Source organism: Sulfurimonas sp. NWX367 (genome assembly GCF_039667065.1).
Classification (GTDB): domain Bacteria; phylum Campylobacterota; class Campylobacteria; order Campylobacterales; family Sulfurimonadaceae; genus Sulfurimonas; species Sulfurimonas hydrogeniphila.
This window is the reverse complement of the sequence record NZ_JALCZM010000002.1, coordinates 574937-597156: the sequence shown is the minus strand read 5'-3', so window position 1 is coordinate 597156 and position 22220 is coordinate 574937. Positions and strand designations below refer to the sequence as shown.

General features: G+C 35.0%; 33 protein-coding genes. 23 read left to right on the top strand and 10 right to left on the bottom strand.

What is annotated here, in order from left to right; all coding sequences use genetic code 11:
- Window position 1 precedes the first annotated feature (1 nt).
- Complete coding sequence (gene rpmB / locus MNY28_RS07755; RefSeq protein WP_013326380.1) at window positions 2-190, bottom strand: 50S ribosomal protein L28; 189 nt, start codon at window positions 188-190, stop codon at window positions 2-4.
- Between the two features lie 166 nt (window positions 191-356).
- On the opposite strand from rpmB, the gene MNY28_RS07750 reads away from it, so the two are divergent.
- Genes MNY28_RS07750 through MNY28_RS07730 form a run of 5 tightly spaced genes read left to right on the top strand, consistent with a single transcriptional unit; the run spans window position 357 to window position 4615 of the window.
- Window positions 357-1154 carry an HDOD domain-containing protein gene (locus MNY28_RS07750; RefSeq protein WP_346389436.1) on the top strand — a complete coding sequence of 266 codons (798 nt, stop codon included), beginning with the start codon at window positions 357-359 and terminating at the stop codon, window positions 1152-1154.
- Window positions 1151-2545 carry a chemotaxis protein CheX gene (locus tag MNY28_RS07745; RefSeq protein WP_346389435.1) on the top strand — a complete coding sequence of 465 codons (1395 nt, stop codon included), beginning with the start codon at window positions 1151-1153 and terminating at the stop codon, window positions 2543-2545. The genes MNY28_RS07750 and MNY28_RS07745 overlap by 4 nt, the downstream gene beginning before the upstream one ends.
- Before the next feature lie 45 nt (window positions 2546-2590).
- Entirely contained in the window at window positions 2591-3232 is a 642-nt protein-coding gene (gene rpe / locus MNY28_RS07740; protein ID WP_346389434.1) for a ribulose-phosphate 3-epimerase, read from the top strand.
- On the top strand, window positions 3232-3816 hold the full coding sequence (locus tag MNY28_RS07735) for a phosphoribosylanthranilate isomerase (RefSeq protein ID WP_346389433.1): 585 nt from the start codon (window positions 3232-3234) through the stop codon (window positions 3814-3816). Before rpe ends, MNY28_RS07735 begins: the two co-directional genes overlap by 1 nt.
- Complete coding sequence (locus MNY28_RS07730) at window positions 3806-4615, top strand: 3'-5' exonuclease (RefSeq protein ID WP_346389432.1); 810 nt, start codon at window positions 3806-3808, stop codon at window positions 4613-4615. The genes MNY28_RS07735 and MNY28_RS07730 overlap by 11 nt, the downstream gene beginning before the upstream one ends.
- Before the next feature lie 2 nt (window positions 4616-4617).
- Here the strand turns inward: MNY28_RS07730 and accA are convergent, their stop codons facing one another.
- The 5 genes from accA to gpmI all read right to left on the bottom strand — a co-directional run bounded on the left by accA (window position 4618) and on the right by gpmI (window position 9563).
- The gene (gene accA, locus MNY28_RS07725) at window positions 4618-5553 is read right to left on the bottom strand and encodes an acetyl-CoA carboxylase carboxyl transferase subunit alpha (protein ID WP_346389431.1); all 936 of its coding nucleotides are present in this window, start codon (window positions 5551-5553) and stop codon (window positions 4618-4620) included.
- Between the two features lie 16 nt (window positions 5554-5569).
- Window positions 5570-6787 (bottom strand): beta-ketoacyl-ACP synthase II, encoded by a 1218-nt coding sequence (locus MNY28_RS07720; RefSeq protein WP_346389430.1) that lies wholly within the window; start codon window positions 6785-6787, stop codon window positions 5570-5572.
- 114 nt (window positions 6788-6901) lie between these two features.
- Window positions 6902-7129 (bottom strand): acyl carrier protein, encoded by a 228-nt coding sequence (gene acpP, locus MNY28_RS07715; protein ID WP_013326372.1) that lies wholly within the window; start codon window positions 7127-7129, stop codon window positions 6902-6904.
- 63 nt (window positions 7130-7192) lie between these two features.
- Window positions 7193-7939: a 3-oxoacyl-ACP reductase FabG gene (gene fabG / locus MNY28_RS07710; RefSeq protein WP_346389429.1), complete on the bottom strand. Its 747-nt coding sequence runs from the start codon at window positions 7937-7939 to the stop codon at window positions 7193-7195.
- Between the two features lie 142 nt (window positions 7940-8081).
- The gene (gene gpmI / locus MNY28_RS07705) at window positions 8082-9563 is read right to left on the bottom strand and encodes a 2,3-bisphosphoglycerate-independent phosphoglycerate mutase (RefSeq protein ID WP_346389428.1); all 1482 of its coding nucleotides are present in this window, start codon (window positions 9561-9563) and stop codon (window positions 8082-8084) included.
- A gap of 299 nt (window positions 9564-9862) precedes the next feature.
- Between gpmI and MNY28_RS07700 the strand changes: the two genes are divergently transcribed.
- The 13 genes from MNY28_RS07700 (at window position 9863) to MNY28_RS07640 (ending at window position 18100) form a co-directional block, all read left to right on the top strand.
- Complete coding sequence (locus tag MNY28_RS07700; protein ID WP_346389427.1) at window positions 9863-10834, top strand: transposase; 972 nt, start codon at window positions 9863-9865, stop codon at window positions 10832-10834.
- The gene (locus tag MNY28_RS07695) at window positions 10831-11001 is read left to right on the top strand and encodes a hypothetical protein (RefSeq protein WP_346389426.1); all 171 of its coding nucleotides are present in this window, start codon (window positions 10831-10833) and stop codon (window positions 10999-11001) included. The genes MNY28_RS07700 and MNY28_RS07695 overlap by 4 nt, the downstream gene beginning before the upstream one ends.
- Window positions 11002-11047: 46 nt before the next feature.
- Window positions 11048-11476 (top strand): hypothetical protein, encoded by a 429-nt coding sequence (locus MNY28_RS07690; RefSeq protein ID WP_346389425.1) that lies wholly within the window; start codon window positions 11048-11050, stop codon window positions 11474-11476.
- Between the two features lie 106 nt (window positions 11477-11582).
- Complete coding sequence (locus MNY28_RS07685) at window positions 11583-12950, top strand: hypothetical protein (protein ID WP_346389424.1); 1368 nt, start codon at window positions 11583-11585, stop codon at window positions 12948-12950.
- Window positions 12950-13330: a D-Ala-D-Ala carboxypeptidase family metallohydrolase gene (locus MNY28_RS07680; protein WP_346389423.1), complete on the top strand. Its 381-nt coding sequence runs from the start codon at window positions 12950-12952 to the stop codon at window positions 13328-13330. Before MNY28_RS07685 ends, MNY28_RS07680 begins: the two co-directional genes overlap by 1 nt.
- Window positions 13331-13388: 58 nt before the next feature.
- Entirely contained in the window at window positions 13389-13583 is a 195-nt protein-coding gene (locus MNY28_RS07675; RefSeq protein WP_346389422.1) for a hypothetical protein, read from the top strand.
- Complete coding sequence (locus MNY28_RS07670) at window positions 13580-13948, top strand: hypothetical protein (RefSeq protein WP_346389421.1); 369 nt, start codon at window positions 13580-13582, stop codon at window positions 13946-13948. Before MNY28_RS07675 ends, MNY28_RS07670 begins: the two co-directional genes overlap by 4 nt.
- Window positions 13949-13950: 2 nt before the next feature.
- Entirely contained in the window at window positions 13951-14757 is an 807-nt protein-coding gene (locus MNY28_RS07665) for a hypothetical protein (RefSeq protein WP_346389420.1), read from the top strand.
- 1 nt (window position 14758) lies between these two features.
- A complete protein-coding gene (locus tag MNY28_RS07660) occupies window positions 14759-16000 on the top strand; it encodes a hypothetical protein (RefSeq protein WP_346389419.1) in 1242 nt (413 codons plus the stop codon).
- A 264-nt stretch (window positions 16001-16264) separates the two neighbouring features.
- Complete coding sequence (locus MNY28_RS07655; RefSeq protein WP_346389418.1) at window positions 16265-16795, top strand: hypothetical protein; 531 nt, start codon at window positions 16265-16267, stop codon at window positions 16793-16795.
- A 3-nt stretch (window positions 16796-16798) separates the two neighbouring features.
- Window positions 16799-17011, top strand: a complete 213-nt coding sequence (locus MNY28_RS07650) for a hypothetical protein (RefSeq protein ID WP_346389417.1) — start codon at window positions 16799-16801, stop codon at window positions 17009-17011.
- Window positions 16998-17588: a hypothetical protein gene (locus MNY28_RS07645; protein ID WP_346389416.1), complete on the top strand. Its 591-nt coding sequence runs from the start codon at window positions 16998-17000 to the stop codon at window positions 17586-17588. Before MNY28_RS07650 ends, MNY28_RS07645 begins: the two co-directional genes overlap by 14 nt.
- Window positions 17589-17743: 155 nt before the next feature.
- Window positions 17744-18100: a hypothetical protein gene (locus tag MNY28_RS07640; protein WP_346389415.1), complete on the top strand. Its 357-nt coding sequence runs from the start codon at window positions 17744-17746 to the stop codon at window positions 18098-18100.
- 19 nt (window positions 18101-18119) lie between these two features.
- On the opposite strand, the gene MNY28_RS07635 is transcribed toward MNY28_RS07640, so the two are convergent.
- Genes MNY28_RS07635 through MNY28_RS07625 form a run of 3 tightly spaced genes read right to left on the bottom strand, consistent with a single transcriptional unit; the run spans window position 18120 to window position 18790 of the window.
- Window positions 18120-18329, bottom strand: a complete 210-nt coding sequence (locus MNY28_RS07635) for a hypothetical protein (protein WP_346389414.1) — start codon at window positions 18327-18329, stop codon at window positions 18120-18122.
- A 27-nt stretch (window positions 18330-18356) separates the two neighbouring features.
- On the bottom strand, window positions 18357-18509 hold the full coding sequence (locus MNY28_RS07630) for a hypothetical protein (RefSeq protein ID WP_346389413.1): 153 nt from the start codon (window positions 18507-18509) through the stop codon (window positions 18357-18359).
- A 17-nt stretch (window positions 18510-18526) separates the two neighbouring features.
- Window positions 18527-18790 (bottom strand): hypothetical protein, encoded by a 264-nt coding sequence (locus MNY28_RS07625; protein ID WP_346389412.1) that lies wholly within the window; start codon window positions 18788-18790, stop codon window positions 18527-18529.
- Window positions 18791-19008: 218 nt separating this feature from the next.
- Between MNY28_RS07625 and MNY28_RS07620 the strand changes: the two genes are divergently transcribed.
- Window positions 19009-19218 (top strand): helix-turn-helix domain-containing protein, encoded by a 210-nt coding sequence (locus tag MNY28_RS07620; protein WP_346389411.1) that lies wholly within the window; start codon window positions 19009-19011, stop codon window positions 19216-19218.
- Between the two features lie 392 nt (window positions 19219-19610).
- On the opposite strand, the gene MNY28_RS07615 is transcribed toward MNY28_RS07620, so the two are convergent.
- The gene (locus MNY28_RS07615; protein WP_346389410.1) at window positions 19611-19874 is read right to left on the bottom strand and encodes a hypothetical protein; all 264 of its coding nucleotides are present in this window, start codon (window positions 19872-19874) and stop codon (window positions 19611-19613) included.
- A 218-nt stretch (window positions 19875-20092) separates the two neighbouring features.
- On the opposite strand from MNY28_RS07615, the gene MNY28_RS07610 reads away from it, so the two are divergent.
- From MNY28_RS07610 to mraY, 4 genes are all read left to right on the top strand, one after another.
- A complete protein-coding gene (locus MNY28_RS07610; RefSeq protein ID WP_346389409.1) occupies window positions 20093-20440 on the top strand; it encodes a hypothetical protein in 348 nt (115 codons plus the stop codon).
- A gap of 10 nt (window positions 20441-20450) precedes the next feature.
- On the top strand, window positions 20451-20792 hold the full coding sequence (locus MNY28_RS07605) for a hypothetical protein (protein WP_346389408.1): 342 nt from the start codon (window positions 20451-20453) through the stop codon (window positions 20790-20792).
- 13 nt (window positions 20793-20805) lie between these two features.
- Window positions 20806-21039, top strand: a complete 234-nt coding sequence (locus tag MNY28_RS07600) for a hypothetical protein (protein ID WP_346389407.1) — start codon at window positions 20806-20808, stop codon at window positions 21037-21039.
- Between the two features lie 114 nt (window positions 21040-21153).
- Window positions 21154-22215 carry a phospho-N-acetylmuramoyl-pentapeptide-transferase gene (gene mraY, locus MNY28_RS07595; protein WP_151901544.1) on the top strand — a complete coding sequence of 354 codons (1062 nt, stop codon included), beginning with the start codon at window positions 21154-21156 and terminating at the stop codon, window positions 22213-22215.
- Window positions 22216-22220: the final 5 nt, after the last annotated feature.

Here is a 22220-nt window from a genome sequence, read left to right as displayed (position 1 = left end):
TCTACGAATTTTTCTTAAGTGTGCGTAATTCTCTTGCAGAAATCTTAATCTTCTTCGTTGTACCGTCTTCTAATGTAATACGAACTGTTCTTAGGTTTAATAAAAAACGACGCTTTGTTCTGTTTTTTGCATGAGAAACATTGTTCCCACTCATCGGGCCTTTGCCGCTGATAGCACATCTTCTTGCCATTTGAGTATCCTTGAATGATATTTTAAAGTTGCGAATTATAGCAAACAAAAGCAAAACTGCAACTTAAGCCTGTTTTGTTTTTTTTGAGAATATACTTTCTATACTTTATTTGAATTTTATCTTAATCTCGTTAGAATATATAATATCCAACATAAAGTAGTAAAATTTGATTACATTACAACAGATAGACGCATTTATAGAAAAAATACCGCCATCACCAAAGATTTTAAAACAGACGCTCGCTTTGCTTGATCAGGGTGATCTGGTTCAAGCAGCAAAAGTGGCACAGAATGACCCTGCACTCAATGCCTATTTGAAAGAGTTGGTGAACAAACCTTTGTACGGGTTTAAAAATGAAGTCACAAATGTTTCTCAGATTTTTGGCATACTTGGTGTCTCAAGATCACAGCAGGCGGCTTACAACTATATGATCTCTTTGCTTTCTCCCGCAAAATGGAAACTCTTCAAACTGAACAAATCTTCTTTTTATGATTTACAGGCCGGACTCTCTGTTGACTGGCACAAAATTACCGCTTATTTGCAGATAGAAGATAAAGACCTTCAGAGTGCTGTTGCTCTGCTCCCTGCAAGTATCATAGTATCCGAAGCACTCTTTTGTGAAAAAATTGAAGATGTAAAGCTTCTTAGAAGTGTAGATGAGATTGATCTCAACACCATATTGCAGAGACTCTGCAATATGGACCTGTTTGATATATGCGAAAGAATTTCCCAAAAATGGGAAATGCCCAAAAATATTGCCGATATCATTCAGGCATCTTCCGGCATTAAACCGTCTCAGGATGAAACAAACAACAAACTTGGAAAATGGATGCATCTGCTACTCTTTTACACCCTGTCAAAACCTGTTTTTATTGAAGCCGGATTGAATGATTTTATTGACTTTCAAATTGATTTTGTCAGCGACATCTATAATGACTTTTCAAAACTGATGGAGATTTCATGAGAGCGGTAATTAGAGAAGGAATCGGCGTATTTCACCCTCAGGGATTCCTTGACGGTTCGTCAGGAAGTTCCTTTCTGAGCATAGAAGATATAGATGCCACACTCAAAAGCAATGCTTCGATGATTCTTGTTTCACTAAAAAAAGTTATTTTCTTCAACAGAAACGGTTTGGATACTTTTGTAAAAATGTTTCAAAAAGTCAGAAGCAAAAACCATATAATCGTCGGTTTTTGTGATTATGACAAAAAGAAATATGATGCTTTTAAAAAATTTTATGATGGCGATTTAAGTTTTTCACTCTTTAAAACTCAGCAAATCGCTTCTCTGTTTGCAGACGGGTTCAAAGAAAAAAATAAAAATATACTGCTTTACAGTGAAGACAAGTCACAAAGAGCCGCTCTGGCAATAGAGTTGCACAACAATGGCCACAACCCGATAGTTGCACAGACAAAAGAAGAGTTTTTACAAAAAGCAAAAGTAGAAAATGCCTATGATGTCATCATAGAAGACACATATCTCGGGCAAATGGGACAAAAAGTTGCAACAAGAGTCACAGGCAATGCCATCATATACACTGTCTCTTCATTTTTGGATGCGGAAATAGGCAATACTTTTAATATAGCCTATCACAACAATTCATTACATGTAGGTTTTAGACTTTTTATCTTTGATGCCTACAAAGTTGTCAGTATGAACATTCATGCTCTTAATTTTTTCTCAAAGCTTGCATCATCTTCTGCCGAATACAATGCCACCATATGTTTTGTAGGCATGTCTTTTGACAAAACACCTCTTTCTTTCAAAGAGACACTTGAAGATGCCGGCATCATGTTTTTTGAACAGATGGATGATATTTTGCAAAACAAAGAACTTTTGGACGAACTTGGTGCCAGCAGTGCAGCTGCGACAAAGAACAAACGTGCACTTAACAAAGTACTGGTAACAGAACTGCCAAGATTTATTGATGCGACTGTAGCCACTATAGAGATGATGACAAATTCAAAAGCAGTAAAAGATGCGGCAAAAGTAGACAAAATTGAAATTACTGACAAAGATGGAAAAATAGCGAGCTCTATCGGTTTTTACGGAGACATTGACGGCATGGTTATGCTTGTTTTTCCGCTGGGCATTGCGAAAAAAGCCTGCGAACTGCTTATTGGGGAGAGTACTGACGACAAAGAGATGATACTTGATACTCTGGCTGAACTTGTCAACATTGTCGGAGGAAAAGTAAAAACACTTTTGGCAGACGAACACATCAGTGTGGATATTACCCTTCCTAGAACCTACCATAATGTTGAAGGACTGCTAGAAGTTGCCAAAGGAAAAAAAGGTGTTCAGGTTGATTTATCCTTTGATAATGACAAGTTTTTGTTTTTCTTAACAAGGTAAAAGCTATTATAGTTTATAATTCCACAATAATTTAAAAGGAAGAATATGCAAGTAGCCCCTAGCGTTCTCTCGGCAGACTTTGGAAATTTGGCACGGGATGTACAGGAAATATGTGAAGCGGAATGTGATCTGGTACATGTAGATGTCATGGACGGGCATTTTGTACCCAATCTGACGATAGGGCCGGTTGTGGTTTCGGCTATAGCCAAAGCTGCCACAAAACCCCTGGATATTCATCTTATGGTCGAGAACAACACCTTTTTTGTAGAGCTTTTCGCACCTCTGCAGCCAAAATATATCTCTTTTCATATAGAAGAAGAGAAACACCCGCACAGGCTCATACAAAAAATCCGCTCTCTTGGCATCAAACCCTCTATAGTGCTCAATCCCAACACAATTCCCGAAGAATTGGAATACCTTCTTGCAGATTTGGATATGGTTTTGCTTATGAGTGTGAATCCTGGTTTTGGAGGGCAATCTTTCATAGATTCCGTACTTCCAAAAGCAAAAAAACTTGATGCTATGAGAAAAAGACTCAATCCCGAATGTCTTATCCAGGTAGACGGCGGGGTAAGTGACAAGAATATCCATGCACTCAAAGAAGCCGGCGTTGATGTTGTTGTTGCCGGCAGCTATGTTTTCAAGCACGAAGACAGAGCCAAAGCGATAAAGAGCTTACAAATATAATGCGTACAAAAATCTGCGGTATTACCTCTTATGAGGATGCTATGACGGCAATAGATGCCGGAGCTGATGCACTTGGATTTGTATTTTATGAAAAATCTCCACGCTGCTTAACACCTGCTGAGGCAAAAAAAATTATTCAAAAACTTCCTCCTTTTGTTGAGAAAGTAGCCCTCTTTGTCAACGTCGATGCACAGACAGTCAATGCTACATGTAAAGAGGTTGGTGCGACACTTGCCCAGATTCATTTTGAAGCAGACGAGGCATTTTATGAAGCACTGAAAATCCCTCATATCAAAGTTATAAGAGCACAAAAAAAAGAAGATGTCCTCCAATATGCTGATGAGTACAGACTTGTTGATGCCTACTGTGAAGCATATGGCGGTGCAGGAAAACAACTTAATGCAGAATGGTTTGAGGGCGTTGAGTGTTCCAAAATAATTCTTGCCGGCGGCTTAACTCCCGACAACATTCAGGCTCTGAAAAAGTACGGTTTTTATGCTTTTGATGTCAGCAGCGGTGTAGAAATATCACACGGGAAAAAAGATGCAGCTAAAGTAAGAGAGTTTATACACAATGCTCACTAATAATTTCAATCTTGATGCCAAAAGCATTTCACGACTCTCTTCACGCGGACTCTCTTTAAAAACACTCAAAGAGCAACTGAGCGAAGAGCTTGAACTTTCTATAGAACTCTGGAAAGCACAGGGTTTACATGTAATCAGACACCAGGGATATTACTATTTCGATACAAAATTTATTCCTATCCATCAGGCAGAATTCTGTATCGTTGATATCGAAACAAACGGTTCAAAAATAGAAAAACACCAGATCATTGAAATTGCTGCTGTAAAAGTAAAAAATGGAATAATCATAGACAGATTTGAATCTTTGGTCCATACCAAAGAAATTAATCCTCATATCACGGAGATTACAGGCATAACTGTCGATGATACAACAAATGCGCCTCAACTCAAAGATGTTCTGCAACGATTTAAACTCTTCTTGGGTAATGCCGTGTTTGTTGCCCATGATGTCAAATTTGATTACAGCTTTATATCCAAAAGCCTGCAAAAAATCGGCTTGGAACCCCTGCTAAACAGGAGTCTCTGTTCTCTTGCCTTAGCTGAAAGAACTATTGTCTCTTACAGATATGCACTTTCCTATCTGAATGAAACACTGCGATTAAATCCGGAAGCCAGGCATCACAGAGCCATGAGCGATGTCATTACAACCTATGGACTGTTTTTGTTAAGTCTGGAGAATTTGGATGAAGATATAAAAACGGTAGAAGATTTAATTAAGTTTTCAAAAGAGGCGCCAAGGCTGAAACGCCCAAAATTTGATCCTCTTTTAGAGATAAAAAAAGAGGAAAAAGAGCAGTAGAGTTACTCCTTGAAAGCACCCGGTTTTGTGAGTTTTGCATAGCGTGCATTCATTCTCTCTTCTTCACTCATAGCTTTTAATTCTTCCACTTTTTGTAAAAAATACTCCTTAAGAACCTGTGCTGCTTTTTCTTTTTCTCTGTGTGCTCCGATTAAAGGCTCATCAATGATATCATCAATCAAATCAAGCTCTTTTAAATCTGCACTGGTGATTTTAAGTGCGTTTGTAGCAGTTTCTACTTTTTTAGGATCATTCCAAAGAATTGCAGCACATCCCTCAGGCGAGATAACACTGAAGATAGAATAACGCATCATTGCAAATTTATCGGCAACGCCGATGGCAAGAGCACCGCCGGAACCGCCCTCTCCTATAACAATAGAAACCGTAGGAATTTTCAGTTCTGCCAGTTCGAGCAGATTTCTCGCAATTGCCTCGCTCTGGTTTCTCTCTTCTGCCCCTATACCAGGATAGGCACCCGGTGTGTCTACAAGCATAAGAAGCGGAATATTGAATTTTTCTGCTAATTTAGCGGCACGGAGTGCTTTTCTGTAGCCTTCAGGATGCGGCATACCAAAATTTCGCTTCAACTTGTTTTTTGTTCCACGCCCTTTTTGCTCGCCGATAACCATAACTTTTTGATTGTCAATATACCCAATATAACAAAGAATAGCGGCATCATCACGGAAATGTCTGTCTCCGTGTATTTCATACTTGTCTCTCATTATAAGATTAATATAATCCAGTGCATAAGGACGATCAAGATGGCGTGCCAGTTGAAGCTTTTGAAAGTCAGAAAGATTTTTATAAATCTTTGTAACTTCCTTATCTAATTTCTTTTTCAACTCTTCAACTGCGCCTTGATCATGGCGAACCTGTGCAGAGATTATATCTTCTTGAATAGCTTTTATTTTATATTCAAAGTCTAAGTATGTAGCCAAATTAAATCCTTGTCAATTAGATTTTTTTGAATATAAGAACGCCGTTTGTTCCGCCAAAACCAAATGAGTTACTCATAACAATGTTTAGATCTGCTTTTCTCGCACCTTCAGTAACATAATCCAAGTCACAGTTTTCATCAGGTGTTTCATAGTTGATTGTCGGAGGAATGATACCGTCCCGCATCGCCATCAAACATGTAACAGCCTCTATACCGCCTGCTGCACCGAGACAGTGACCGATCTGTCCTTTGATAGAGCTCATCGGAGGACAGTTGTCTTTTCCGCCCAAAAGATCTTTCAGCGCTGCTGTTTCATTTTTATCATTTACCGGTGTACTGGTTCCATGTGCGTTGACATAGTCAAGTTTCGGTTCACCTGCCATTTTATAGGCAGCTTTCATCGCACGGGCAGGACCGTCCAATGATGGTGTTGTAATATGATTCGCATCACCGCTTTCACCAAAACCGATAATTTCACCGTATATTTTTGCACCACGCGCAACTGCATCTTCGTATGTTTCCAAAACAAGAGCCGCAGCCCCCTCTCCCATAACAAAACCGTCACGATTTGCATCAAAAGGACGAGAGGCATGCTTGGGATCATCATTTCTTGTAGAGAGTGCTTTCATCGCGGCAAATCCGCCGACTCCCACACCTGTTATAGCAGACTCTGCCGAAACAACCAGCATTTTATCGGCTCCGCCGCATATAATGGTTTTTACCGCTTCACTGATTGCATGTGTTCCTGCGGCACAGGCTGTTACACTTGAAAGGTTTGGTCCTTTTGTTCCGTGTTCTATAGAAACGAATCCTCCCAGCATATTTACAAGAGCACCCGGAATAAAAAACGGAGAAATTCTTCTTGGTCCGCGCGTCTCTAAAATAACAGAACTTTTCTCAATGGAAGGGAGTCCGCCGATTCCTGAACCTGCACTGATTCCGAATCGCTCCATATCTGTATCTTCAGGAAGTGCCGCATCTTCCATCGCTTCTTTGGCAGCTTTGAGTCCAAGGTGGATAAATCTGTCTGCTTTTTTTACTTCTTTGGGAGGCATAACCGTAGCAGGATCAAAGTCTTTGACTTCTCCGGCTATTTTTACACTGAATTTTTCAGGGTCAAATATAGTGATGATGTCTATTCCGCATTCACCGTCACATATAGCTTTAAAAGAACTCTCTTTATCGTGACCTACTGAATTTATCATTCCCAGACCTGTAACTACCACTCTTTTCATTGAATATTCTCCATAAAATAATAAAATACTTTTAAAAATCAATACAAAAATTAACTATTAAAAATATTTGCTTTCAAAGAGATGACTAACCTCTTTGAAAAATTAAAAAACTGACTACTTGTTTTCGATATAGTTTACAACATCTTGAACAGTTTGAATTTTTTCAGCTTCATCATCAGGAATTTCGATGTCGAATTTTTCTTCAAGAGCCATTACCAGTTCTACAACATCAAGACTGTCTGCACCTAAATCTTCTACGAATTTTGAATCCGGTTTTACTTCATCTGGGTTAACGCTTAACTGCTCAACTACTACTTCTTTAATATCATCTAAAAGTGCCATTATAGCTCCTGTTTTTTTAAGTTTAAAATCCTGTAATTATAGCATAAATATCTTAGAGGACATTTATGCCATGTTCATTCCGCCGTTAACTTTTAAAGTTTCTCCCGTAATGTAACTTGCATAGTCCGAAAGTAAAAAAGCTGTTGCGTTTGCCACCTCTTTTGCATCACCGAAACGGTTCATAGGAATCTTGTCTGTAAAACTTTTTTTCACCTCATCACTCAGCACTTCTGTCATTTCAGTTGCAATAAATCCCGGTGTGATAGTGTTGTATCGTATACCGCTTGTCGCAGCTTCAATTGCAAAGCTTTTTGTCATTGCGATAACCCCGCCTTTGCTCGCTGCATAGTTTGTCTGTCCGCCGTTTCCTGTTTCGCCTACAATCGAAGCAATATTGACAACCGAACCGAATTTTTTCTTTCGCATAACTTTCATAGATTCGCGACATCCGATAAAAGCAGAGGTAAGATTAGCGTTAATAACAGCCATAAAATCTTCTGTTTTCATACGCAATGCCAGCTTGTCTTTTGTAATGCCTGCATTGTTTACAAGATAGGAAAGCTCACCGTCCGCATCCACTATTGTCTTTATCCCGTCAATAAAAGCTGCCTCATCGGTTACATCAAACCCGATAACCGCCGCACTGCCTCCCTCTGCTTCGATTGCCTCTTTTACCGCATCCGCTTTTTTTGCGCCGCTTCTGTAGTTTATCCACACCTTCAGACCAAATCCCGCCAAAGTTTTGGCGATTTCTGCACCTATTCCACGGCTTGCGCCTGTTACTAAAACATTTTTTCCGCTAAATTTCATTATACCTTCCTTTAATTTTTTTGTAAAATACCCAGGCCTGCACTGAAGTACGGGTTCCTGAAAAATTATACATTTTCGGAATCGGCACTTTTTATGCTAAAGCATGAGTTGTGAGAAAACTGAATTTTTTCTGTAGTGTCAGCTATACTTCTACCAAAGCTCCATCCATCTCTTTTGGAATCGGAAGTTCCATCAGCTTTAAAACCGTCGGGGCTATGTTGTTGAGCCCGCCCGGTTTTACTTTTTCAACACCTTGTGCATCCACAAAGCACCATACTTTGCCGACCGTATGGTTTGTCAGTACATTGCCGTTTTCGTCCCGCATCTCTTCACAGTTTCCATGATCGCTTGTCAACACAAATGCATACTCTTTTTCTTTTGCTTTGGCATATATTTTTCCCAACTCTTCGTCAACAGCCTCAACAGCTTTCTTTGCCGCTTCAAAATCACCGGTATGTCCGACCATATCTCCGTTGGCAAAATTTACCACTATGAAGTCATACTCCGCATCCATTGCCTTACGAACAGCCTCACCAACCTCTTTTGCACTCATTTCCGGTTTCATATCATATGTTTTCACATTTGGCGAGGGAATCAAAACCCGTGTTTCATTTTCATACGGTTCATCAATTCCGCCGTTAAAGAAAAAGGTCACATGTGCGTATTTTTCCGTCTCTGCGGTATGTAACTGACGAAGCCCTGCGCTGGCAATCACTTCAGCCAAAGTATTTTTTGGCACATCTTTTCTAAACATCACAGGATAGGGGAAATTTTTGTCATATTCGGTAATTGTTGCAAGGTTTACATGCTGTACTTTTCTTTCAAATTTTGTAAAATTTTCATCAGCCAGTGCCGTCACCATTTCTCGCATTCTGTCACTTCTGAAATTTACAGTAAGGACACTGTCTCCCTCTTTCATCCCCTCATATCCTGCAAATGCAGTCGGCTCGACAAACTCATCGGTTTCGCCAAGTGAATAAGAGTGCCCTATATAGGCTTCAGGCGTCATGTCTGTTTGCGGTTGTGCAGATACAATAGCATCATAGGCACGCTTGATCCGTTCCCAGCGGTTATCTCTGTCCATTGCATAAAAACGCCCGGATATGGAAGCAATTGTTACATTTTCATTCAAATGCTTTTTTACTTCTTCTAAATATTTTTGTGCCGATGTTGGAGAGACATCTCTTCCGTCTGTAATAAGATGCAAAAAGACTTTTTTACCGTTTTTTGCCGCAATATCAGCTATACCCATAAAATGATCTATATGCGAGTGCACTCCGCCGTCACTCATCAATCCAATCAAATGCAGCCTGTCCGATTTTTGAAAAAGCTCTTGCAAAACTTCATTTTGCTCCAAAGAACCGTCTTTAAGCGCCAATGATATTTTGACCAGATCCTGATACAGAACACGTCCGCTGCCTATACTCATATGCCCAACTTCAGAGTTGCCCATCTGACCCTCGGGAAGTCCGACACTCAAACCAAAGGTTTCTATAAGAGCGTGCGGCACTTCATTAAAAAATTTGTCATACGCAGGTTTATTTGCATTATAAAATGCATTATGCTCTGTTTTTTCACAGTAGCCAATACCGTCTGTTATGACTAAAATTGCTTTTTTACTCAATTTTATTCCTATTAATAATTTTCTTGCGTGATTATACTCATATAATGCTTTATACTTCTTTTTAGATGTTTCCCTAAAAGACATTAAAGCTTTTATAAACATCAGTTAGAATCCCGTTGCCTCTTTTGTATAGGTTGTGATTATACTGAATTATTTTTTTAAATAGATTGAATTATAGTTGAACCACAAGAGGCTAACGGTAGATAATTCTGTATATAAACTGAAGTAATCAAATTTTGATTAGCTTGTATATGAGTTGAGAGTGTCTACCATTTATTAAAAAATCAAAGGTTTTACAAATGGAAAATATATATATTGGATGTGACGTTTCTAAATCAAAAATAGATTATTGTATCTTGTCAAGCGATAAAGATAAAAATTCTTCTTTTTATGGTCAATTCAAAAATTCATTAGATGGTTATGAAAAATTCCTTAAAACAATAGCTATAAATTATCCTTTTAAGAACCCGCTTATAGGCTTTGAATCTACAGGTGCCTACACTTCTCAATTTCAAAAGTATCTTAGTGACAATGGTATTTTACATAAAATGTTTAATGCAAAAAAAGTATCTAAGTATCTTAAATCAATGGATATTCAAGGAAAAACAGACAAAAGTGACAGTTACGGTATTGCTCATTTTTGTGCTCATCAAGATTTAAAAGTTTTTAGTTCCTCTTATTCTGTTAATAAAGAGAAATACACGCAATTTACCACTTCTCTTAGATTATTGATGAAAATAAGAGTACAGATTAACAACTCTATTAAATCTTTAAAAAATGGCAATGAAAATTTCTTTTTAATTGAACAACTTGAAAAATCAAAAATTGATATAAAAAACCGTGAAAAAAATATAAAAGAAGATGCTATTTCATCTCTAAAAATTGATTATCCTATATGTGATTTTTTGGTTAATAAATATTCTGGTCTCGGTTATTCTCTTTTACTTCTTTTGGTTCCTAAAATTTATGACAATATTGAAGATTTTAATGTGAATCAAACTGTAGCATTTTTAGGACTCAATCCTGTTAGTTTTCAATCTGGTCAAATGAAATATGCTGATAAATTGAATATATTTGGCGATAAAGAATTAAAACGTCTCTTATATATGGCTTCTCTTACTTCTGTTCAATTTAATCCTATTTTAAAAAAGAAATATGAAAGATATGTTGCAAATGGTAAAACTAAAAAACACGCCCTTACAATAATTTCTCGTAAACTTATTTCTCTTATTGTGAAAGATATAAAAAAATATAAGGCACAAAATAAATGACAGATACAGAAAAGTTAATTTTATTTACAACATTGGCAATTTTTGCTGATGGTAAAAAAGTATCAATTAAGGCAATAGCTACTCGTAGCGGTATTTCAAGACAAAATATTTATTACTATATTAACAAACATAGGAATAAGTCTATTAAAGAACTCATTGAAAAATAGTTCTTTGATGGGTTTATCCCATAAATTTTATTCAAAGGTTGCACAAATGGCAAACAGTAAAGAAACACCGGAACAAGTTGTTACACATGAACAAATGACTAAGGATATCAATCCTCAGATTTTAAAGGCTATTCAAGAGCTTGATTCTTTAAAAGGCACAAATGTGATTCAACGTGCTTTCAAAGTGAAATCCAAAGAGATTAAGAAAGGGAATCAAAAGATGGATGAAAATAAAAATCCTCTTTTTAATCAAGATGGTTCTCCGCAAATGTGGGCTGATAGATATACACTTCAAACCACTTCAGAAGATGGAAAAATTGATATTAAGGTTACTGAAGAACAGTTTGCACAAATTGATGTTGGTCAATGGTATATGGGTGTTGGTCACGTTGAAATATATACTCCTTATGAGGGTATGCCAAAAGAGATTATCAAGTATGATGATTTTCAAAAACTTTTCGGGGTTCAAGCATAATGCTTGGCTCTGTTGTGGCTCTTTTTAAACAGAAACGTTTTGTTTCCCGTTCCTGTTTAACAAGGGGTATAACCGTGACACCTCTTTATTTCTTAAAAGGTCAAATATGAAGTTTCAATTCGATAAACCAAAGATATTATCGCAACACGTTGATACGCTTGTCGCTACTTTCAAAAGTGTTGATGAGCATGAGTACAACAAATATATAATAAAAACTCTTTCTATGCTTGAAGATTTTAAAATTGATGCTCAGAATGTTGAGGGTTTTAGTAATAAATCACGTTTTTGCAAATGTGAGCCTTTTGATGGGTTTGGTACTTTTAAAGTTTTTGCTCAGGGTATGGGTGCATATAGGTATATTCTTGAAAATCAGGATGTTATGATTTTTTTATCAAATGCAAAATTTGGTACTGATATGCCACAAATTAAAGTTGAATTTAGGGCTCATTATTTATTTGCTGTTGGTCAAAATAAGGCTTATGAATATGTTTTAAAACTTATTGATGTTTTACTTGGTTGCAAATACGAAAGTTCTATTCAACGTCTTGATTTAGCTACTGATATATGGGGTGTTAAGTTGGAATATCTTGATGCTATGCGTTTTCAAAATTCTTTTAAAAATTCAAATTATCGTCAAGGAAGTAAACAAACCGGTATTAGCTTCGGCGGTGGTTCTTTTATGTTCCGTATTTATGACAAATTGATTGAAATTAAGAATAGTCATTCGAAACATTATGTTAAAACCAAATGGATTGTAAACGGTTATGATGAGGCATTGAATTACAACGTTACACGTTTTGAGGCTCAGTTTCGCCGTACTGAATTAAAAAAATATATTCCACAACATACTTCAAATGAGATAGCTTATGTTTTTAATCATTTAGGTAATTTTTGGATTAAGGCACTTCAAAAAATTAAGTATGCTCCGCTTACTAATGATGAGTGTTTGCGTATTGCTGATGGTACTTTAAAAGCTGACAGTAAACGACAAATTTTTAACCGTGCTAGAAAAAATGAGGATAGATTTCAATTTCAAAAATTTTTATATCATTGGGATAATTCTATTTCTGATTTTCCTATTGAATATAAGACTATTCAGGCTCCTAAAATTGAGGTTGCCAAACGTATGTTAAAAGGTTTTATTGCTACTGCTTACAAGGCTGTTGATGGTAATCCACGTGCTTTAACTGATGTTCTTATTGGTATGCAAACTGATATGTATAAGTTTGAACAAAAAACTTTGCATGATTACGGTTTATCTAAGATTATTGATAGCTTTATCAAACAGGAAAAAATGAAAAATAAAGTTGGTGTTCAAGTTGATTTTGATTATAGCTTGATAGCTCATGATGCTTATTTTAAGTTGGCTGAATCTTTAGGTTCTATTGATGCTATTAACAAATTTATTCCTTCAATAAATCAGAGTGAATCAATTGAAGACTATTTCCCAAAAACTTATGAAAAGGTTTCTTGATGCGTATTATGAAAAAAATTAAATATTTTACATCTGATGAAATATCTTGTCCTTGTTGTGGTTTTATGAATATTAATACAACTTCTTTATATAAGCTTGATTTGCTTCGTGAATCATTGGGGTTGCCTTTGATTGTAAATTCGGCTTGTCGTTGTAAGTTTCATAATGAAAAAGTTGGTGGTTCTTCAAACAGTTCTCATTTATGCAGTATGGATAGAGAATCTTTTGCTTTTGATATAAAGGTTACTGATGATTCTATGCGTTTTCAGTTTTTAAGAAAAGCTATTGATTTGGGTTTTCATAGAATAGGTATTTATTCAAATTTTATACATCTGGATGATGATATGCGTAAGCGTCCTTGTGTTTGGTATGGTAAATAATTTTTGGTCTTGCACTTCTGTTGTATGTAAATCCAAAATATTTAAATAAGGTGGTTATATGAATTTTTTTACAATGTTGTTTCCATTGGCTGTAAATATTTTTGAACTTTATATAAAAAATAGTAGTTCTAAGAAAGATGATGCAGTTCTGGAAGTTGTTAAAATGGGTGCTAGTTATCTGGCAAATAAAGATAATAATACGATCACAAAAGATGATTGTATTAAATTAAATGAGAAAAAGGTGTTATTATGATTATTGTTACTGTTGATTATGTTTTTTATGGTGCAAACAGTCCTTATGCTATTGATTCAGGTTTGATGGTTTCTTCAAATTCTGTTGTTGTTATTGGTATGGATACTGCTGACGGTTCTGTTTCTTTGTTGGGTAGTCAAATTTTATCTTCTGATTTGGCTGATACTAATTTTTCTATATCTGTTGATGACTTTAACGGTTCGGGCAATACTCTTGTTGTTGCTTTTGATGGTTCTTCTTTGTCTGTTTCAACGTCCGGTTCTTCAAATTCTTCTGTAAGCATTGGCGAAAATTTGGCTCTTTTGCTGTCTGGTTTTAGAGATTTTGATTCTTTGGTTTCTAATAATACAAGTGGAGGTAAATAGTTATGAGGTTGGTTTTTGATTATTTTAAGTTTAATACTTCGGCTCCTGTTGATTTTACTCTTTTTGATGATATGAGTTATCTTGTTTATATGGTTGAGGATGACGGTACTTACACTTTTATTGCAACTGATTATGCTGATAAAACTTCTCAACTTAATATGACTTTTTCAGTACCTAATGATACGAACACATATTTAATATCTGATTCTGGTGGATATGTCTCATTATTTTGTTCTGATTCTAATGGTGCTCCTGCTTCATTTCCTTATGATTTTTCAATTGGTTCATCTTTTTTTGAGTTTTATTATAGTGAGCCTGTTTTTGATGTGTCTAGTTCTATTAGTGATGCTGTTACTACTTTGAGCGATTTGGTTACTACTAGAGCAAATGGTGTTCTTTCTACAATTCAGACATCAGAATCTAATATTTTAAATAACGTTGGCTCTCGTTTTGATTCAGTTGATATCTCGTTATCTGGTTTATCTACTTCTTTTTCTGATTTTCAAAATTCTTTAGTTTCTTTGTCAGATTCTGTTTCTGGTGTTCAAAGTTCTGTTGATGCTATACCTGGTTCAATTTCTACTGTTGATTTTAATAGTTTTTCTTTTTCATCATTAAATGGTGCTAGTGGTTCTTTTAAGGATGGTCAAGCTGTTACTATTGATGGTGTTGATGGTATTTATACTGTTGAGTCTTCTCAAATGCTTAAGAATGACGCAAATGTTTATTTGATTATCTATAAAGTTGTTCGTGATGGTATGTCGGGTGTTTTCCCATCTAATATGGTTCATTTAAGTACGGGGGTTTAATATGGGTGCCGTTCCTCTTGGTAGTTCTTCATCTAGCTCCGGTAACTATGTAACGGGCTCATTCGGTTCTTCTACAAGTTATGGTTCGGCTGTTAATAATGTTAATTATAGAAATACGGCTGTTCGTAAAAGTTTATTTGAGGGTGCAAAAGCTGTTTTTAAGACCGGTGCTAAGTCTCTTGTCCGGTTTAATCCTTATTTAGCCGGTGCTATGTTGCTTTATGAGGGGTATGACCTTTATAAAGCCTATAATGCCTCTCCTACATCATCTTCATCTTTGGATGTTGCTGTGCCTATTGGTTCAAGCTCTGATAACACTTCTACTGCTCCTAGTTTTAATGTTCCGCCTTTTGATAGTTCTGGTACATTGCTTACTGATGTTGTAAATTATAACAATAATAGGGGTGTTGATTTTGTTGGTGGTGTTGTTCAAAATTCTTCTAAGATAAATGATTCTGTTTCACGTCTTCTTGATATCTCATCTTCTTATGAGGGTTCTAATTTACTTGAAGTTCTTATTTCAAATAATGAAAAAACAAATAAAATACTTATGGCATTGGTTTCCGCTGTAAATAATTTTGCTGTTTCTAGTTCTGTGAGTTCTTCTTCTATTTCAACAAATTTAGGTTTTATTGGCTCTGTTCTTTCTACTCAGGCACAACAAGATGCTATGTATTATAATTTGGGTTCTTTAGATGATTATGCAAAATCTTCTTTAACGCCTCCTGATGTTAATGATAGTTTGAATAATTCTTCTTTGCCTGATGATTCGTACACTCCTCCTACATTTGATAATTCTAATCCTTTTAATATACAATATACTTATGAGCAACAAGTATTGTCTCCTGAGGAATATCGTAGGTTTTTAGGTTTAGATTCTGGTGCTGATTTATCTGAGTTTGAATATGAAACTCCCGCACTTGGTGGTATAGATATTGCTCCTTTAGTTTCGGCAATTAATCCTGCTTCACGTGAAGAATTTTTTGAAAAATCAAATCAGATATCTGATTATAAAATGACTCCTGTTCCTGCTGTTGATTTGGATGGTAACACTATTGCTGATGCTACCTTGTCTCCTTTGGAAGTTGAGCGTATTAAAAATGCTTCTACTGCTCGTAAGCATACAGATGAAAATAATTTTGAACTTGATGAAGATGATTTTGATATGTGGTCATTGCCAAATATGGATTTTCTTGATGATATTAAATATTCAAATATTTATTCTGATGTTGCTAATTCTTAGTTTTTTTTTATGTTATAATTGCTTATGAAAAAACGTATTGATGATGAAAAATATTCTTTTTTAGATTATTTTTTTTATTTTATATATATATTTGTTATTTTTGCTTTTTTTTATTATTTCTTTTTTAGTAGTGATTCTTTATTGTATGATTATGATTATTCACATATATATAAAGAAGTTGCTGATTATAATAAATCTAAGTAATTTTTAAAACCTTTTTCCCCTTTAGGTTTTATTCAGATAGCTTTATTAAAAGGTTATCTTATGGCTTTATCAAGTATTGGCTCTAATGCTACTGAGGAATTTTTTGAAACTATTTTATATGGTACCGCTTATGCTGAGGCTCAAGATGCTTTACGTGGTGCAACTGAAGATGTTGAGAATGATTTGTTACAGGACGCTATAACAAGCGCCTCGTCTATTATGATTGCCGGTGCTATGTCTGTTCTTATTCGTAAACAAGAAGATTTGATATCTGGTATTTTTGAAAAAACCGGTGCATATATTGGTGCCATTCTCAGTTCTGAGCTTTTAGGTCGTGTTAAAAATAAGCTTCGTGGTTTGCGTGGTATGAAACTTTTTCGCAAATTGGGTTTTGCTCAAACTACTTTTAGTGACAAAGTTGCTTTGGCTCAACTTGCTAGTAATTATAATATGAATCATGTTGGTTCTATTCGTGCTAAAACAGGTGTTGTTAATCCTTACTCTGATTTACAGTCAAAAAAAGATTATATTTTAAATAAAGAAAACCATAATTTTCAAATTGGTACTGAAAAAGCAAAATCTTATCAATAAACATTGCTTTTTAAAGTTCTTACAAAAAATTTTACTGCTAACGATAAACAAATTATCAAAAAAATATTAGGTAATAGCCAGGCTGATATGACGGACATTGATAATCTTAACCAGGTGGCTGATTTTATGTTTGTGAAGGATTCAAATGGGGATATAACCGGTCTTTCTGAACAAATGTTTCAACTTTTAAATGGTCTTGGCTATGTCCATAAATAACAAATATATATTGTCGAATGGTAAGGATGTTTATATATCTAAATATAAATTTTATCCTACTCATATTGATTGTTCAATTTTTGTTCCTGAGTTTGGTAAAACTCTTTCTGTCGATATGACTTATCAATACCTTTCTCATGTTGAAAGAGAAAATTATCCTTGTCCTGATGGTTCTCGTTGTACTGATGCTGATATTGTTTATGGTTATGTGGGCAGTATTATTACAGGCGTTGAAAGAACTCCTACAAATTTTCCTGATAAAGAGACTATTATTTCTCATATTCTTGATAGAATAAGTGATAACTATTATAATATTTTTCATTATTATAGTTGTTTGGATAATAATTATTTTATTGTTTATTCTTCTTTAGATTTTGGTATTGATTATTCTGTTTTTGTTAAGGTTTGTTACTTAAATGCTAACTATCGTGTTGATGGTGTTAATTATTGCACTACTGATTATATTTATCCAAATTCTAAGTTTCTTTTACGTGGTTTTACTATTGTTTGCTGTTGTCTTCCTGATTTTTTGGATACTAAACTTTCTGATATTTATTCTATTTTAGGTGGTAATTAATATGTCTAATGATTCTATTGTTTTAACTTTGCTTTCTATTTGTGATATTTTAGGTGTCTATTATGACCTTTCTTATCTTTCCAGTTTGGTTGATGAATGTTTACAGGTTAAATATTTGTTAAAACAAATTTATATTTTTTTAGGAGGTTCTGAGGATGCCTAAGTATAGAGTTCAATTAAAACAGGGAAAAAGAACAATAGTTGAGCACATTGAAGCTAAAAGTGTTGAATCTGTTATTTCTCTTTACAATACTTTGACCACCATGAAACTTACTGAGGTTTTAAAGATTGAATTTCAGGATAAAGGCACTCCGCCTATTGATGATTATGTTTATCAATCGCTTTTTAAGGGTTTTATTAAGAATAAAGATAGTAGGAAAGTCAAGCAAATTATTTTTCATAATTTGAAGCCTGGTGTTACTGAGCTTGATGTTTATAATCAAGCTATGGCACATTTGGAGATTGACGGTTTAAGTGTTGATGGTGTTACAGCTACTTTGTTTAAAGATTGATTTTTTATATTAGGCGTGTTTATATTTCGCCTAATATTAGTTTTCTGACTATGTTGTGTAATTTTTGGGATTCTCTTTCTGTTATTGTGTCGTTAAAATAGAGGATTGTATTCATTCCGGATAGTCTTCCTACGTTGTAACCTCTTTTATCTACTTTTTGTTTTTTTGCCTCTTTGATGAGAAAAATTATTTCATCTAATGCAATTTTTCTTAGTTCTTTCTTTTTCATTTTTTTTTCCTTTGTTTAAGTGAGCTTTTAAAGCCCACTTCTTATTTTTTTAGTTTTTAGATTGCTTAATTTTATGCACGTTTCTATATCTTTTATAAAATGTGCTACCTCTTTTGCTGTTGCGTTTGGTTTTGATTCTAGGAACATATCTCTTAATATATTTATTTTTTTGATACTCATTTTAACACCCTCTTTTTTTATATATTTTCTGAGCCTAAGGCTATCCAAAAGTCCGCCGTAAAATGTCCGTAGTACAATTCTTTTAGTTCGCATCCGTATTCCTCCGCTTTTTCTTCCAGGTATCTTAATAATTCTCTGGAAGTGATGTTCAATTCTCTCATCTCTTTTACACCTGTTGTAAAGTTTCCATTCATAAAGGTATTGCACAAATCATCTCCTATTGTGTATATTCCCTCGTCTTCGTTGATTTCTTCAAGCTCTGTATATAAATCTTTTAACATGATAGATTTCCTTTATTGTTAGCATTATGCTATAATGCTCCCACACGATTAAAAGTGTCGGGGTTGAGAGTTCCTGCTCTCGCCTCTTTCTTCCTATTACTCTATAATTATACCGAATTTCGTTATAATTTTATATTAAATATTCCGATTACCGTTATTTTTTTAACTTTTATTAAGTTTTTTTTATTATTATTTTATAAAAATTAAAAGGTTTTAATATGTCAAAAAAAAATGATTTGCTTTCTGATTCTGATATAACCAGGCTTCTCGGGGTTCCTCGTTCTACGATTCAAGATTGGAAAAAATCCCCTAACGACACCTGGCGAAAAAAGTTATATATCTTTTTAAAATCTCACTCTTATTCTGAGTTAGCTCTCCGTGTTGATATGATAAAACCGTTTTTAAGTAATTCTCTCGAATCAGATTAATTTTTCTTTGTTTGTGTGGGTGTTTTTTTTCTGTGCAGGTGTTGGGCTTTGAAAAAAAATCATCTCCCCCAAACCTTCGTTCGCTTATGTGTCCGGTGCTATTTTTAGCTTAGTAGTAGCTTACCTGAGCCTTTGGCTCATGTCAGCTACTTCTAGGCTAACAAATGGCTAAAATCTATTTAAGCGTACGAATGTTTGGGGGTGTTGATTTTTTTAGCTCATCATCTCTTTCAATTCCTGAGTGAAGCTTGAAGTTACAACTTTTTAAAAGTCTTTTATCGTCTTTTTTGTTCTTTTGTCTTTCTTTTCAGTTTATTCTTTCTTTTCAGTTTCCATTTTTTTATTAAATACATTAAGATAATCATTTTAAGTGCCTTTATTCGACTTTTTTCTTATAATCCTATGTCACACTTTGTTTCTATTGCACACTTCGTTATTCCGTCTCTCATAATGGTATATTCAAGGAGATATTTATACATTTGCCATTTATGCCCATTGTTGCATCTTATTCGCCATTTACTGCTTTTTTTTAATAGTTGTGCTTTTTCCCCACACTCAAAGCATCTTAATTCACTTTCTCCATTGTTGTTGTCTTTGTATCTTTTTTGATATCCTTTTGTCATTAATTCTTTAAATTGATTTGATGATAATCCCATTGTTTCCTCTTTTTTTTTGTTTTATTTCTATTTAAAATAGATAAAACATTGTAATCATTTTCTTTTTTTTTGAGTAGTGTAAAATATCTTCCTGAATCATATCCTTTTAATCCCCTTGAAATGGGCTTTTTATAATTTTGAAATTTACACTTTTTTTATTTTTTCAAATCTTCTATACTTTCATTGCGTCTGAATAAAGTTAAGGGGGAAAATTAACTATGTCGTATATAAAACAAGTTGTAAAAGGTCGTACTGTCAAAACTCTTGATGTTACTGCAAGTGCCGGTGATTTAACTGCACTTACTGACCTTATGGATGGTGAGGTTCATGTATTTGATGAAAAATCTACCGGCGGAACTGCTGTTGCTACACCTGCCGAATTGAATCGTAAACGTTTTAGTTGTGGGGATAGAGATGCAAATCTTTCTACTTCATTCACTGTACCGCATGTAAAAGCCGGTGCTACTAAATCAGATTTTAAATCTGTTGTTGTTGGTGCGTTTGACGCTCATCCTGCTAGTGCAATTAAAGCAACATATTTAAATTTGCTTTATGATAGAAATTAAGGGGTAAAATATGGCACAATCACTTATTAGAAATAAGGTCGGGGAAAAAACCTACAATATCTATGTTCCTGCTGATGATGTAAATGCACAAACATTTGCTGATGCTGTTCTTGAGGGCACTTATGCTGTTCTTGCTGAAACAAGCGTTGCTGGTTCTGATGTTGTCACTGAGGCTGAGGATGTTACAATCTTTTATGAAGAGGATGCAACTAAAAAACGTAACTATTTGCGTTTTCTTGCCAAAACTACTGTTGATGAGGAGCAAATCATTAATGCTCTTGTCGGTAAAACTTACAATGGAATCAAAGCTGATAAAGTTGTAATTATCTCTATGCGTACAGTAACTTTCTAGGAAGTTATTGTATATGGAACTTAGTACAAGTATAGAAATTGTAGGTGTTGTTATTCTTTTACTCACTCATTATGGTATCATTGTTGCTAAGTTCCAAAAGCATGATAATAAAATTGACTCTTTAGAGAAAAGACATTTAGAGCTTTTAAATACCCAAAACAAACATTCTGAATATTCAAAAACTTTACATAATATAGAGGGTAAATTAGAAATACTTTTAAGCCTCTATCAAAAACGTGTTCAATAATTTTATTACTTTTTGTAACACTTTTTATAAAATCTTCTTAAATTTGACTTAAATTATCATATAAACTATAATGTCACTTTCAAATAACAAACAAGACTCTAATCAGGACAAATATTGCTATATTTTATACATCAGTTTCTCGACATAAATATTTTAGGCTATATTACTATTCGTGCCGGAATCGCTTTTTTTATTGCCCTCACTCTTACATTGTACTTAATGCCAAAATTTATACGCTGGGCCCAAAAAACATCCAGTGTGCAGCCTATTAACGAATGGGCACCGCAAAGACATCAGGAAAAAGTCTCGACGCCTACAATGGGAGGCATCGTCTTTATAGGTGCTACCATTATTGCCACACTCCTGACAGTCCGTCTTGACAATGCGTATGCTTTGGCCGGACTGCTTACCCTTGTGCTTTTTTCACTCATAGGCTTTTGGGATGATTTTGCAAAAATCAAAAAAAATGAAAACCTTGCAGGCTTTAAAGCAAGAACAAAACTGCTGCTTCAAATCATTTCAGCCCTTGCTGTTTCGTGTTTTTTATGTTACTTTGCTGATTTTAACACCGATTTATATGTGCCTTTTTTAAAAACACCTCTTCTTGACATGGGTGCATTTGCCGTTCTTTTATGGGTTTTGGTCATTATTTCCACTTCCAATGCGGTCAACCTGACAGACGGACTCGACGGTCTTGCAACAGTGCCTTCCATCGTTGCCCTTGCCACTTTCAGTATTATCATCTATATTATAGGCAATGTCAAAATCAGTGCTTACCTGCTCATGCCTCATTTTGAGGTCAGTGAAGTAGCCATTATTGCCAGTGCCCTCATAGGTGCGCTTACAGGATTTTTATGGTACAACTGCCATCCTGCAGAAGTTTTTATGGGAGACAGCGGTTCTTTGACCATAGGCGCATTTTTGGGATATCTGGCAATTATCAGTAAAAGTGAGATACTTCTGCTGCTTATCGGTTCCATCTTCGTTATAGAGACGCTTTCCGTTATTCTTCAGGTAGGCAGCTTCAAGCTCCGTAAAAAACGGGTCTTTTTAATGGCACCGATTCACCATCATTTTGAAATGAAAAAATGGGCGGAAAACAAAATTATCGTCCGTTTTTGGATCATTGCTATTCTTTCGAATATTTTGGCACTCATCACACTCAAAATCAGGTAGAAAAC